11 protein-coding genes, 1 tRNA gene, 2 rRNA genes and 1 pseudogene (1 of these 15 only partly in view) are annotated in these 13187 nt (G+C 44.6%); 13 read left to right on the top strand and 2 right to left on the bottom strand.

Going from position 1 to position 13187, the window contains the following annotated elements; genetic code table 11:
* The 8 genes and pseudogenes from AJGP001_RS02785 to tsaD all read left to right on the top strand — a co-directional run.
* Positions 1-2021, top strand: a 23S ribosomal RNA gene (locus AJGP001_RS02785) (it extends 912 nt beyond the left edge of the window).
* A gap of 77 nt (positions 2022-2098) precedes the next feature.
* A 5S ribosomal RNA gene (gene rrf / locus AJGP001_RS02790) occupies positions 2099-2214 on the top strand.
* 10 nt (positions 2215-2224) lie between these two features.
* Positions 2225-2297 (top strand) — tRNA-Asp (locus AJGP001_RS02795).
* Positions 2298-2407: 110 nt separating this feature from the next.
* Positions 2408-3342, top strand: a pseudogene (locus tag AJGP001_RS02800) (IS30 family transposase).
* A gap of 85 nt (positions 3343-3427) precedes the next feature.
* On the top strand, positions 3428-3880 hold the full coding sequence (gene tsaE / locus AJGP001_RS02805) for a tRNA (adenosine(37)-N6)-threonylcarbamoyltransferase complex ATPase subunit type 1 TsaE (RefSeq protein ID WP_071154664.1): 453 nt from the start codon (positions 3428-3430) through the stop codon (positions 3878-3880).
* On the top strand, positions 3877-4572 hold the full coding sequence (gene tsaB, locus AJGP001_RS02810; protein WP_078080123.1) for a tRNA (adenosine(37)-N6)-threonylcarbamoyltransferase complex dimerization subunit type 1 TsaB: 696 nt from the start codon (positions 3877-3879) through the stop codon (positions 4570-4572). Before tsaE ends, tsaB begins: the two co-directional genes overlap by 4 nt.
* The gene (gene rimI, locus AJGP001_RS02815; protein ID WP_071154663.1) at positions 4569-5024 is read left to right on the top strand and encodes a ribosomal protein S18-alanine N-acetyltransferase; all 456 of its coding nucleotides are present in this window, start codon (positions 4569-4571) and stop codon (positions 5022-5024) included. Before tsaB ends, rimI begins: the two co-directional genes overlap by 4 nt.
* The gene (gene tsaD, locus AJGP001_RS02820; protein ID WP_058386363.1) at positions 5017-6036 is read left to right on the top strand and encodes a tRNA (adenosine(37)-N6)-threonylcarbamoyltransferase complex transferase subunit TsaD; all 1020 of its coding nucleotides are present in this window, start codon (positions 5017-5019) and stop codon (positions 6034-6036) included. The genes rimI and tsaD overlap by 8 nt, the downstream gene beginning before the upstream one ends.
* 377 nt (positions 6037-6413) lie before the next feature.
* Here tsaD and AJGP001_RS02825 read toward each other — a convergent pair whose 3' ends face one another.
* Positions 6414-8348 carry an ABC-F family ATP-binding cassette domain-containing protein gene (locus AJGP001_RS02825; protein WP_071154662.1) on the bottom strand — a complete coding sequence of 645 codons (1935 nt, stop codon included), beginning with the start codon at positions 8346-8348 and terminating at the stop codon, positions 6414-6416.
* A gap of 131 nt (positions 8349-8479) precedes the next feature.
* Here AJGP001_RS02825 and AJGP001_RS02830 point away from each other — a divergent pair, with 131 nt between their 5' ends.
* The 3 genes from AJGP001_RS02830 (at position 8480) to tatC (ending at position 10180) form a co-directional block, all read left to right on the top strand.
* Positions 8480-9112: a redox-sensing transcriptional repressor Rex gene (locus AJGP001_RS02830; RefSeq protein WP_058386361.1), complete on the top strand. Its 633-nt coding sequence runs from the start codon at positions 8480-8482 to the stop codon at positions 9110-9112.
* 90 nt (positions 9113-9202) lie between these two features.
* Positions 9203-9397: a twin-arginine translocase TatA/TatE family subunit gene (locus tag AJGP001_RS02835; protein ID WP_058386360.1), complete on the top strand. Its 195-nt coding sequence runs from the start codon at positions 9203-9205 to the stop codon at positions 9395-9397.
* Between the two features lie 12 nt (positions 9398-9409).
* The gene (tatC, locus tag AJGP001_RS02840) at positions 9410-10180 is read left to right on the top strand and encodes a twin-arginine translocase subunit TatC (RefSeq protein ID WP_058386359.1); all 771 of its coding nucleotides are present in this window, start codon (positions 9410-9412) and stop codon (positions 10178-10180) included.
* 17 nt (positions 10181-10197) lie between these two features.
* Here tatC and AJGP001_RS02845 read toward each other — a convergent pair whose 3' ends face one another.
* A complete protein-coding gene (locus AJGP001_RS02845; RefSeq protein WP_078080124.1) occupies positions 10198-11016 on the bottom strand; it encodes a CPBP family intramembrane glutamic endopeptidase in 819 nt (272 codons plus the stop codon).
* A 191-nt stretch (positions 11017-11207) separates the two neighbouring features.
* Here AJGP001_RS02845 and groES point away from each other — a divergent pair, with 191 nt between their 5' ends.
* Together groES and groL are read left to right on the top strand one after the other, a co-directional pair.
* Positions 11208-11492 (top strand): co-chaperone GroES, encoded by a 285-nt coding sequence (groES, locus tag AJGP001_RS02850; protein WP_006831533.1) that lies wholly within the window; start codon positions 11208-11210, stop codon positions 11490-11492.
* 31 nt (positions 11493-11523) lie between these two features.
* Positions 11524-13155: a chaperonin GroEL gene (gene groL, locus AJGP001_RS02855; RefSeq protein ID WP_071154661.1), complete on the top strand. Its 1632-nt coding sequence runs from the start codon at positions 11524-11526 to the stop codon at positions 13153-13155.
* Positions 13156-13187 lie beyond the last annotated feature (32 nt).

The raw sequence follows: 13187 nt of genomic DNA on the forward strand, positions 1-13187 counted from the left end.
CACTGTTTGGACTAGGGGCCCATCCCGGGTTACCGAATTCAGACAAACTCCGAATGCCAGTGATTTATGCTTGGGAGTCAGACTGCGAGTGATAAGATCCGTAGTCAAGAGGGAAACAGCCCAGACCACCAGCTAAGGTCCCCAAATATCCGTTAAGTGGAAAAGGATGTGGCGTTGCTTAGACAACCAGGATGTTGGCTTAGAAGCAGCCATCATTTAAAGAGTGCGTAATAGCTCACTGGTCGAGTGACACTGCGCCGAAAATGTACCGGGGCTAAACGGATTACCGAAGCTGTGGATGGATCTCGTTAGAGATCCGTGGTAGGAGAGCGTTCTAAGGGCGTTGAAGTCAGACCGGAAGGACTGGTGGAGCGCTTAGAAGTGAGAATGCCGGTATGAGTAACGAAAGACGGGTGAGAATCCCGTCCACCGAATGCCTAAGGTTTCCTGAGGAAGGCTCGTCCGCTCAGGGTTAGTCGGGACCTAAGTCGAGGCCGATAGGCGTAGACGATGGACAACAGGTTGATATTCCTGTACCACCTCCCCGCCGTTTGAGCAATGGGGGGACGCAGAAGGATAAGGAGAGCGTGCCGTTGGTTGTGCACGTCCAAGCAGTGAGGCGTGAAATGAGGCAAATCCCATTTCTGATACGTTGAGCTGTGACGGCAAGAGGGTTTACCCTTGAGTCCCTGATTTCACACTGCCAAGAAAAGCCTCTAGCGAGGCGGGAGGTGCCCGTACCGCAAACCGACACAGGTAGGCGAGAAGAGAATTCTAAGGTGAGCGAGTGAACTCTCGTTAAGGAACTCGGCAAAATGACCCCGTAACTTCGGGAGAAGGGGTGCTCTGGTAGGGTGAATAGCCCGAGAGAGCCGCAGTGAATAGGCCCAGGCGACTGTTTAGCAAAAACACAGGTCTCTGCAAAACCGTAAGGTGACGTATAGGGGCTGACGCCTGCCCGGTGCTGGAAGGTTAAGAGGAGTGCTTAGCGCAAGCGAAGGTGCGAATTGAAGCCCCAGTAAACGGCGGCCGTAACTATAACGGTCCTAAGGTAGCGAAATTCCTTGTCGGGTAAGTTCCGACCCGCACGAAAGGCGTAACGATCTGGGCACTGTCTCAACGAGAGACTCGGTGAAATTATAGTACCTGTGAAGATGCAGGTTACCCGCGACAGGACGGAAAGACCCCGTGGAGCTTTACTGTAGCCTGATATTGAATTTTGGTGCAACTTGTACAGGATAGGTAGGAGCCTGAGATTCCGGAGCGCTAGCTTCGGAGGAGGCGTCAGTGGGATACTACCCTGGTTGTATTGAAATTCTAACCCACAAGCCTGATCGGCTTGGGAGACAGTGTCAGGCGGGCAGTTTGACTGGGGCGGTCGCCTCCTAAAGAGTAACGGAGGCGCCCAAAGGTTCCCTCAGAATGGTTGGAAATCATTCGTAGAGTGTAAAGGCAGAAGGGAGCTTGACTGCGAGACGTACAGGTCGAGCAGGGTCGAAAGACGGGCTTAGTGATCCGGTGGTTCCGCATGGAAGGGCCATCGCTCAACGGATAAAAGCTACCCCGGGGATAACAGGCTTATCTCCCCCAAGAGTCCACATCGACGGGGAGGTTTGGCACCTCGATGTCGGCTCATCGCATCCTGGGGCTGTAGTCGGTCCCAAGGGTTGGGCTGTTCGCCCATTAAAGCGGTACGCGAGCTGGGTTCAGAACGTCGTGAGACAGTTCGGTCCCTATCCGTCGCGGGCGCAGGAAATTTGAGAGGAGCTGTCCTTAGTACGAGAGGACCGGGATGGACACACCGCTGGTGTACCAGTTGTTCTGCCAAGGGCATCGCTGGGTAGCTATGTGTGGCCGGGATAAGTGCTGAAAGCATCTAAGCACGAAGCCCCCCTCAAGATGAGATTTCCCATTGCGCAAGCAAGTAAGATCCCTCAAAGACGATGAGGTAGATAGGTTCGAGGTGGAAGCGTAGCGATACGTGCAGCTGACGAATACTAATCGATCGAGGACTTAACCAACACACTGTATGCGAAAAACTTGCTTGTTTCACCTGTCGTTTATCCAGTTTTGAGTGAACAAACACTCAACCAAATAGTCCAGTGATGATGGCAAAGAGGCCACACCCGTTCCCATCCCGAACACGGCAGTTAAGCTCTTTTGCGCTGATGGTAGTTGGGGGTTTCCCCCTGTGAGAGTAAGACGTCGCTGGTCTATTTTTTTTGGTCCCGTGGTGTAGCGGTTAACATGCCTGCCTGTCACGCAGGAGATCGCCGGTTCGATCCCGGTCGGGACCGTAATTTAAAAGATGAACGCAGCGATCCCGCTGTGTTCATCTTTTTTTTTTGAAACGCCGATTGTAAAATTAAGCTAGACAATTGAAAAAGCCATTCGTGGTACACGCTACATGTATTTTCCGACCAAAGAAAACAGCAGAGTGATCACCGATGAATGGGTGATGATAGAATCCTACCATCGTCAACATATACCTATGACGATCATTGCAGAATGCCTGAACCGTTCCAGGCAGCCAACCTACAATGTCATCAGCTTTCTGAAATTGGGGCATACAGCCCTCGATTTTTACACACAATACATGAAAAGCAAGAAACATTGCGGCCGACGAAAACGGGTCTTACCGGAGAAACAAGTTATCTATATTCAAGACAAGATGGTGCAATGATGGACTCCCGTCGTCATTAAGGGTCACGTAGAAACGGCAATCGATTGTTCTGTGCGGATGCTCTATTGCATGTTCAAAAATCGAGTCTTTGATGTTGCCACATTGCCGATGAAAGGGAAACCTAGTGGTCACCAGGAACAACGCGGGAAGCAGGCGTTCAAACGGCTTATTTCCGAACGGGAAACTGATTATCCTGCATTCCCAAAAGAGTTCGGGCACATCGAGGGCGACACCATTGTGGGCGCCCGCCACAAAAGTGCAGTAATCACGCGGGTCGAAAGGTATCATCGCCTTGAAGTCTATAGGACGCAAGGCATGCGATAGTGGAACCGCGTTAAACCAGTGGTTTCAAGGGGTTCCCAAAAACCTGTTCAAATTCATCACGTTTAACTGTAGGAAAGAATTCTCCAACTGGAAAACGCTGCTGGTCCGACGTCTCAATTTACTTTGTGGATCCTAGCACCTTGAATGAACACTCCAACTGCCTTCTTCGAAAAGACCGTTTGGCAAAAGAAATGAACTTCAACGAGGTCGATTCGTTCATTTCCACAGTCGTTGACAAGCGGAATAACATCCGACGGAAGTCGCTGGATTACCGTACACCTCTGGAGGCATTTTTGAGTCACCTGAATAGAGTCGATCTGTCTAGCTTAAATTGACAAACGGAAAAGAAAAACAATATATTTTGATTTACAACGATTATTTCGCTAAACTATGTAAAGACTCAATAGAGGTGACATGATAATGACTAATACAATAATGCTGAATTCGCCCGAGGAAACTGAGGTTTTTGCGGCCACTCTAGCAAGCAAATTGGAACCTGGAGACCTTCTAACATTAGCGGGGGGCTTAGGGGCAGGTAAAACAACTTTCACCAAAGGCTTAGCCAAAGGACTTGGTATTCAACGGATGGTAAACAGTCCGACCTTTACGATTTTGAAACAGTACTCAGGTCGACTGGATTTGAATCATTTCGATGTCTATCGTCTTGAGAATAGCGAGGAAGACATTGGATTCGATGAATTTTTTAGTAGCGAAGCAGTATCTGTAATAGAATGGGCAATCTTTATAGAAGACTACTTGCCAAAAGAACGTCTGGAAATTACGATTAATCGGCAGTCTGAACAAGGACGCGAGATAATCCTCAAGCCGATTGGGAAGCGCTATGAAAATCTGTGCAAGGAGCTAAACCTATGATCTATCTTGGAATTGATACTTCGAACTCTCCATTAGCCATTGCGCTAATTGAAGATAACACAGTCTTAATAGAAGAAACAGCAAACTTAAAAATCAATCACTCGTTGACGGCTATGCCGGCGATAGAAGAAATGATGAAAAAAGCAAAAGTATTGCCTACTGACCTGACGCATATTGCTGTAGCAGAAGGTCCTGGGTCTTATACAGGCGTGCGCATCGGTCTGACCATTGCGAAAACCTTGGCATGGTCACTGAAAATTCCGCTCCATCTAGTTTCTAGCTTACAAGTGCTTGCGGCGAATGAACAAGGGTTTGACGGACTTGTTTGTCCGATTATGGATGCCCGCCGTGGCACAGCTTTTATTGGTTTGTATGAAGGTAGTGGTTTAGAGTCAGTGCTTGCTGATCAACATAATGATGTGAAAGAGTTTCTACTGAAAACAAAGGAACTCAATCGTCCGGTACTGTTTACTGGAATTGATGCAGCGTTGCACGAAGCGCTAATCATGGAGATATTTGGCGAGGGGGCACACTTTAGCAGAATTCAGAATAGGTTGCCGCGTGCAACGAATCTGATTATGCTGGCCCGGAAATCAACGCAAAGTGATGTTCATCATGCTGTTCCTGAATACCGCCGAATTACGGAAGCCGAAGCAACTTACAATAAAGCGCAAGAAGGTAAAGTGTTATGAACGAAACAGTCAGTTTTCGAAAAATGACACTTGAAGATCTTGATGCGGTTTATGAGATAGAAGTTTTATCTTTTACATTGCCTTGGACGAAAGATGCTTTTTATCATGAAATGGTGACGAATGAACATGCCTATTACGTGATTGCTGAAACACAAGTAGGCATCGTTGGATATTGTGGAATGTGGTTAGTGATGGATGAGGCACACGTCACAAACATTGCGATTCATCCCGATCAGCGCGGTAAAAAATTGGGTGGGGGATTGATGCAAGCTGCCATTGATACAGCAAAAGAGCAGGGGGCTGTTCTTATGACACTTGAAGCTCGTGTCAGCAATACGGTTGCTCAAAATCTTTACCGAAAACTAGGGTTTAAAAATGGTGGCATTCGTAAACGCTATTATACGGACAATTACGAAGATGCTATAGTCATGTGGGTGAACTTTAATGAATAAAGATATTTATATATTGGGAATTGAAACAAGTTGTGATGAAACCGCAGCGTCCATTGTCAAAAATGGCACTGAAATCATCTCCAATGTGGTGGCTTCACAAATCGAGAGCCATAAACGTTTTGGCGGGGTGGTGCCGGAAATCGCTTCAAGGCATCATGTGGAACAAATCACCTTGGTGATTGAAGAGGCGTTGCAACTAGCAGGCATGGAGCCGAATGAGTTGGATGCAGTAGCTGTAACAGAAGGACCTGGACTCGTCGGTGCCTTATTAATTGGTGTGAATGCAGCAAAAGCTTTTGCCTTTGCGCATCAACTGCCTTTAATCGGAGTTCATCATATTGCGGGTCACATTTATGCGAATCGTTTGGAGCAAGAAATGGAGTTTCCTCTTTTAGCACTCGTTATTTCAGGGGGACACACAGAACTGATCTACATGAAGGAGCACGGAGACTTCACGGTTATTGGAGAAACGCGCGATGATGCAGCAGGAGAAGCTTATGATAAAGTAGCGCGGACATTGGATCTACCTTATCCAGGAGGTCCACATATTGACCGATTGGCGCATGCTAGTGACGAAGCTATTACGTTTCCTCGAATTTGGCTAGAAGAAGGCTCTTATGATTTTAGCTTTAGTGGATTGAAATCGTCGGTGCTAAACTATATGCACAATGCCGCGCAGCGTGGAGAAAAAGTAGCTCCTGAGCATGTAGCCGCTGGTTTCCAAAACAGTGTAGTGGAAGTGGTGACCGGGAAAACAGTCCGTGCAGCTAAAGAGTACAAAGTTCGCCAAGTAATTGCTGCAGGTGGAGTTGCTGCGAATAAAGGATTGCGGCATTCGTTGGAAACAACATTTAAGGAAAAAGGTATTCCGTTCTATATTCCTTCATTGCCTTTATGTACCGATAATGCAGCGATGATTGCAGCAGCAGGAACTATTATGTACGAAAAAGGATTGTTTGGCACAATGGCCATGAACGGTCGACCGGGTATGTCTTTAACCTCATGGATTTAATAAAAGCAAGTAATTTCATCATTTCAGGTACACTGAAATATGTGAAATTACTTGCTTTTTTTTACGAAAATTCTGACGATCATACAAAAGGCCTCTATTGTTCTGTCAATAGAGAACATTTGTACTTATGCACAATTTGTGAATAAACTGTTTATAACTAGAGGATAAAAGGAGGTTATTCTATATATTGTGTGGTTTGAAGTGGAAAACTATGTGTACAATATTTATTTTACCTGTGGATAATGTGCATAAGTCTGTTGACAGTTGGTAAGACAAGCTGGAGAATGTGGAAAAATCTGTGGAAACAAATATTTGATGAAACCCTATTGACCTATATCTAGTAATATAAAAACCGGCTAATAGATAGCCGGTCAAAATCAAATATTTTCAATTTTTTCCTGAAGTTCGAGCCATTGGGTCATCGTTTCTTCATGGTTTGCTTTTAGTTCTTCTAATTGATTTTGAAGCGGCAATACTCGCTCGTGATCTTGGAAAATTTCAGGCTGGCAAAGTTGCTCTTCAATTTCAGTGATTTGCAAATCTAGTTGTTCCATCGATTTTTCAACTTCATCGGATTGCCGAACAAGCTGACGTTCCAGTTTTTTAGCTTCTTTATCGATTTGCGAAGTAGAGGCTGTAGTGATCGTTTTTGCTTCGGTAACTGAACCGGCTTCATCGAGTGCTTTTAGTTCAGCAATTTCTAATTTTTTCTCTACGTAATAATCATAGTCGCCCAAGTATTCAGACGTGCCATCTTGCGTAAGTTCAATCACTTTCGACGCGATGCGATTCATGAAATAGCGGTCATGCGATACAAAAAGCAAGGTGCCCGGATAATCCAATAAAGCATTCTCCAGCACTTCTTTACTGTCCAGGTCCAAGTGGTTAGTTGGTTCATCGAGAAGTAACACGTTGGCTTTTTGCATCATCAACTTGGCGAGTGCAACGCGGGCTTTTTCGCCACCCGACAATGTTGAAACGGGCTTTAGCACATCGTCACCGGTAAACAGGAAACGTCCAAGGATGCCGCGTATGTCCTTTTCGTTAATAAGCGGATAATCATCCCATAATTCGTTTAGTACGAGCTTGTTGCCTTTTAAATTGGCTTGCTCTTGGTCGTAATAACCAAACTGAATGCCGGCGCCATAATGGATATTACCATCGAGTTGGTTTAGTTCTTTCATAATGGTTTTCAACAAAGTCGATTTGCCAACACCGTTTGGCCCAACGAGAGCTAGACTTTCTTGTCGGTATAACTTTAATGAAATATCACGAGAAACGGGTTTGTCGCCATAGCCAATTTCTAGCGATTGAACGTTTAAAACGTCGTTGCCGCTTTGTTTACTAATGGTAAAGCCGAAACTAGCTGATTTTTCATTGCCGTTAGGAGCTTCCATCCAGTCGGTTTTTTGCAAAGTTTTTCTACGGCTTTGCGCCATTTTGGTTGTAGAAGCGCGTGCCAAATTGCGCTGGACGTAATCTTCTAGCTTAGCTTTTTCGCCTTGTTGTTTTTCAAATTGCTTTTGGTCCAGTTCGTATTGCTTTGCTTTTTCGTCTAAGTAACGGCTGTAGTTGCCGGTATACTTTTTAACACGGTGGCGGGAAACTTCGTAAACGAGCGTCACGACTTGGTCAAGGAAATAACGATCATGAGAAACAATTAATAACGCACCCGGATAGTTTTTCAAGTAATTTTCCAACCAGCTCAAGGTTTCGATATCCAAGTGGTTGGTCGGCTCATCGAGAATGAGCAGTTGTGGCTTACTGAGTAAATGCTTGGCTAACATCAATCGGGTTTTTTGGCCACCGGATAAAGAGGTTATTTTCTTGTCAAAGTCATCTTGATAAAATTTCATGCCGTGGAGAATCGCTCGTGTATCGGACTCGTATTGATAGCCACCCGCATCCTTGAAGTCATGTTGCAACAGGTCGTATTCTTTCATGACTTTATCGTTTTCTGTTGCGTTGTTGTAGACATCAGGATTGGCCATTTGTCCTTCAAGACGGCGAAGTGTGGCTTCTTGTTCACGGAAATGATGAAAAATCGTCATCATTTCATCCCAAACAGTGGCGTCGGATTCTAAATTGGTCTGTTGCTCTAAATAGCCAATCGTTAAATCCTTCGGCATGCTAATGTCGCCACTATCGTACGATATTTCACCCGCTATTATTTTCAATAAAGTCGATTTTCCTGCACCGTTGCGGCCTACTAATGCCACGCGGTCACGGTGTTGTACTTCTAATTTAACGCCTGAGAGAATCTCTTCTGCGCCAAATGATTTATGGACTTGGTTTACTTGTAAAACAATCATGTAGGTCACCTCTATTCTCTTTAAGTGTAGCTGATAGGGCAGTTGTTCGCAATTGCACAAGCCTTTACATATCAAGGCTCCTACTGTAAGATGAAAACGATTTGACAACACCTCAGGAGGATGCGAAAGGTATGTTACACGAGACATCTAAAATTCCGCAAGCCACAACCAAAAGGCTGCCGCTGTATTACCGTTTCCTTCAAAATTTTGCGAATGCCGGTCAAAAACGGATTTCCTCGCAAGAATTAAGCGAAGCGATGAAAATCGATTCTGCTACCATTCGACGCGATTTTTCCCATTTGGGTGCGCTTGGCAAAAAAGGCTATGGCTATGACGTTCAAGAGCTGTTGCTGTTTTTCCGTAAGACACTAGATCAAGACGAAGCTACTAATGTAGCCTTAATCGGTGTTGGAGGACTAGGCGGTGCATTTCTAAAATATAATTTCCATCGCAACCACAATACGAAAATCATTGTGGCGTTCGATTCGAACAGCCCGTTAGAAGGCGAAAAAATTAACGATATTGATACGTATCACCCGGACAAGATTGAAGAGAAAATCAAAGAGTACGGCGTGGAGCTAGTCATCTTGACGGTACCGTCAAGGTCGGCACAAGAAGTAACAGATCGCTTGGCAAAGACTGATATTAAAGGGATTTTGAACTTTACACCGGTACGAATTTCAGTGCCTGATCATATCCGTGTCCAAACCATCGATTTGTCAGTGGAATTGCAGACATTGATTTACCAAATCAAGCAACAATGACTTAAAAACTTCACATTTCTAGGCTCTTTCGAAATAGCCAAACCGGTTCGAATGATGTAAAATAGAGCCATAATACAGGAGGTGCAACGTATGCCAGGTCCAATGAGTATCATCATTATCGGTGTTGTTGCTTTACTTGTTTTCGGTCCGAAAAAGTTACCGGAACTTGGAAAAGCGTTTGGTTCGTCTTTGCGTGAGTTTAAAAATGCTACAAAAGGACTTGTAGACGATGACGACGATAAAGTAGAGTTGAAGAAGAAAGACGAGCAAAAGGAAATACGATAGGATGTTTGTCCGATGATTGAAAAAGACATGACGTTAATTGAACATATAGGAGAACTCAGAAAACGACTGACCATTCTAGTCGTTTTCTTTGTATTAGCGCTTATTATCAGTTTTTTTCTTGCCCAGCCGCTAATCCAGTATTTGCAGTATACAGAGGAAGCTAAAAATCTTACCTTGAATGCTTTCAAAATTACAGATCCATTGAAGATTTTTATGCAAGTGACGATGATCTTAGCCTTGATTATCACTTCGCCACTGATTATGTACCAGTTTTGGGCGTTTATCAGTCCTGGACTTCTCGATAAAGAGCGGAGAGCGACGTTAAGTTATATTCCATTTTCCGTGCTGCTGTTTCTAGGGGGAATCGCTTTTGCGTATCTCATCCTATTCCCTTATGTCATTGGATTTATGCTGAGTATTTCTGATAACATGGATATTCAAGAAACGATCGGTATCAATGAATATTTTCAATTCTTGTTTCAAATTACGTTGCCGTTTGGCTTAATATTCCAGTTGCCGGTAGTGATGTTGTTTTTAACAAGGCTCGGGATTATTACGCCGATGCTCATGACAAAATACCGAAAGTATTCTTATCTTGGGTTAGTCATTATTGCCGCGTTTATTACGCCACCAGACATCGTCTCGCATATGATTGTGACATTGCCGCTAATCATACTGTATGAATTTAGTGTGCTCATTGCCAAAGTGGGTTATCGTAAATTCTTAAAAGCTGAGCAGCAGCAAGCGATTAAAGAACAACAAGAAAGCCTTCCACCGAAGTAAATCGGGGAAGGCTTTTTTTACTGCAGATTTTCCATTTGTTTTTGGAATTCTAAAATTTTATCCATATTGAGCTGAATAAGCATTACATAGCCGTTTAGACAAATGTGAGCAATGATCGGTGTGATGATGCTTTTCGTTTTTTGGTATAGAAATGCCAAAATCAAGCCGGTCGTGAAATACAGCAACAGGTGCGTAAAGTCAAAATGGATCAACGCAAATACTAGTGCACTGACAGCCGTTGCGAAAAAGAAATTGGTAGTCTGATTGAGAGAACCAAATAACACGCGGCGGAAAACCAGTTCTTCCAGAACCGGGCCGAAAAGCACAATAGAGACGATGGCGAGCGGTACGGCATCGGCAATGTTCACTAAGGACGCCGTATTTTCAGAACCGGGATCAATGCCGAGAAGCTCCATTTCAATCAAAGCAGCAACGGATTGACCGATTAGTAACAACAAGAAGCCAAGAAAGCCCCAGACAATGGACAGTAAGACAGAAGACTTTTTGCCTTTCCATATATCAAAAAAGCGTTTGTCTCGGAAAACAAAGATAAGTGTGAGGATAAACCCGATACCCATCGTCAGGAAGATGAGCCAGCCCGACGTTGCAGCACTGGCAGCTTCACGGTCTAAGCCTTGGCCTTCAAAATAATTAAAGGTTGGCGCGATAAACAAGATTGGTGACAGCTGAGCCGCGATGAAAATTAGCAATACGTAAAGAGGTGTTTTTTTGCCTTTGTACGTAGGTCGCTTATTGCTGCTTTTTTGAATTCTGGGTTTAGTGGTAGCATCTTTTTCAAAAAACGTGTCTATAAATTTCTTGCGTTTAGTGGGCATAATATAATTCCTTTCACTTTTAAACTCCTTCTATTGTAGAGCTTTCAGCAGACAACCGCAAAGAAATCAAAATCATAGTAGTTCTTACTTGCAAAAGACTGAAGATTTTATTAAACTTGGTTATGGGTTAGCACTCAAAGGTTGAGAGTGCTAATCGAGAACATTTAGATAATTTGAGGAGGGTGTTTCATTTGTTAAGACCACTAGGAGATCGAGTAATTATTGAGCTCATCGAAGCGGAAGAAAAAACGTCAAGCGGTATTGTTTTACCAGGATCGGCACAAGAAAAACCGCAGGAGGGCCATGTGATCGCTGTAGGAAATGGACTTATCCGTGAAAACGGACAGCGCACAGAACTAGACGTGCAAGCTGGCGACCGCGTCATCTTCTCGAAATACGCAGGCTCTGAATTGAAATATGAAGGCAAAGAATATTTGATTTTACGTGAAAACGATATATTAGCAGTTTTAGGCTAAAATAACCCAACGACACAGGAGGAAGCTAAACATGGCAAAAGAGATTAAGTTCAGCGAAGACGCACGCAGTTTAATGCTGAGAGGCGTAGACAAATTAGCAGATACAGTAAAAGTAACGCTTGGACCAAAAGGACGTAACGTCGTTCTTGAGAAAAAATTCGGTTCGCCGTTAATCACCAATGACGGTGTGACAATCGCAAAAGAAATCGAACTTGAAAATGCTTTTGAAAACATGGGCGCGAAACTTGTTGCGGAAGTGGCTTCTAAAACAAACGACATCGCGGGTGACGGAACAACAACAGCAACGGTTCTTGCACAAGCGATGATTCGTGAAGGCTTGAAGAACGTAACAGCTGGTGCGAACCCAGTCGGCATTCGTCGCGGAATCGAGCTCGCTGTTGAAAGTGCAATTGGCGAATTGAAAGTGATTTCAAAACCAATCGAAGGCAAAGAATCGATCGCACAAGTGGCAGCGATTTCGTCTGGTGACGAAGAAGTTGGGAAACTGATTGCTGAAGCAATGGAACGCGTAGGTAACGACGGCGTTATTACGCTAGAAGAGTCACGCGGCTTTACAACGGAACTTGATGTGGTTGAAGGTATGCAATTTGACCGTGGCTACCAGTCGCCATACATGGTAACCGATTCAGATAAAATGGAAGCGGTATTAGACAATCCATTTATTTTAGTAACCGACAAGAAAATTGGCAACATCCAAGAAATCTTGCCAATCCTTGAGCAAGTCGTTCAGCAAAGCAAACCGTTACTGATCGTTGCTGAAGATGTTGAAGGCGAAGCACTAGCAACATTAGTTGTTAACAAATTACGCGGCACGTTTAACGCAGTAGCTGTTAAGGCTCCAGGCTTCGGTGACCGCCGTAAAGCAATGCTAGAAGACATTGCCGCATTAACGGGCGCAGAAGTGATTACAGAGGATCTAGGGCTGGAATTGAAAACAGCGAATATCGCACAGCTTGGGCGTGCATCAAAAGTGGTTGTGACAAAAGAAAACACAACGATCGTAGAAGGCGCGGGCAACCAAGAAAACATCGTTGCGCGTGTTAGTCAAATCCGCAGCCAATTAGAAGAGTCAACTTCTGAATTCGACAAAGAGAAACTACAAGAACGCCTAGCGAAATTAGCTGGCGGCGTGGCAGTCATCAAAGTCGGAGCGGCTACAGAAACCGAATTGAAAGAGCGTAAACTTCGCATTGAAGATGCCTTGAACTCAACTCGTGCAGCTGTAGAAGAAGGAATTGTTGCCGGCGGTGGTACAGCATTAGTCAACGTCTACAACAAAGTAGCTGAACTTCTTGAATCACAAGAAGGCGACGTAGCAACTGGGATCAACATCGTACTTCGTGCGCTAGAAGAGCCGGTTCGTCAAATCGCAACAAACGCAGGACTTGAAGGCTCAATCATCGTTCACCGTCTAAAAACAGAAGAAGTCGGCATCGGCTTTAACGCAGCAAACGGCGAATGGGTGAACATGGTAGACGCAGGTATCGTCGATCCAACAAAAGTGACGCGTTCAGCACTTCAAAACGCAGCATCTGTTGCGGCAATGTTCTTGACGACTGAGGCAGTTGTTGCAGACTTGCCAGAACCAGCAGGACAAGGCGGCGGCATGCCTGATATGGGTGGCATGGGCGGCATGATGTAATAAAAACCCCGTAACCTTGATTTAATAAGGTT

Origin of the sequence: Planococcus faecalis, from assembly GCF_002009235.1 — a bacterium.
In the GTDB taxonomy this organism is placed as follows: domain Bacteria; phylum Bacillota; class Bacilli; order Bacillales_A; family Planococcaceae; genus Planococcus; species Planococcus kocurii.

Bases quoted from the DNA above. Each gene is read 5' to 3' on its own strand.
- tsaE (WP_071154664.1), top strand. From the start codon at position 3,428: ATGACTAATACAATAATGCTGAATTCGCCCGAGGAAACTGAGGTTTTT.
- tsaB (WP_078080123.1), top strand. From the start codon at position 3,877: ATGATCTATCTTGGAATTGATACTTCGAACTCTCCATTAGCCATTGCG.
- rimI (WP_071154663.1), top strand. From the start codon at position 4,569: ATGAACGAAACAGTCAGTTTTCGAAAAATGACACTTGAAGATCTTGAT.
- tsaD (WP_058386363.1), top strand. From the start codon at position 5,017: ATGAATAAAGATATTTATATATTGGGAATTGAAACAAGTTGTGATGAA.
- AJGP001_RS02825 (WP_071154662.1), bottom strand. From the start codon at position 8,348: ATGATTGTTTTACAAGTAAACCAAGTCCATAAATCATTTGGCGCAGAA.
- AJGP001_RS02830 (WP_058386361.1), top strand. From the start codon at position 8,480: ATGTTACACGAGACATCTAAAATTCCGCAAGCCACAACCAAAAGGCTG.
- AJGP001_RS02835 (WP_058386360.1), top strand. From the start codon at position 9,203: ATGCCAGGTCCAATGAGTATCATCATTATCGGTGTTGTTGCTTTACTT.
- tatC (WP_058386359.1), top strand. From the start codon at position 9,410: ATGATTGAAAAAGACATGACGTTAATTGAACATATAGGAGAACTCAGA.
- AJGP001_RS02845 (WP_078080124.1), bottom strand. From the start codon at position 11,016: ATGCCCACTAAACGCAAGAAATTTATAGACACGTTTTTTGAAAAAGAT.
- groL (WP_071154661.1), top strand. From the start codon at position 11,524: ATGGCAAAAGAGATTAAGTTCAGCGAAGACGCACGCAGTTTAATGCTG.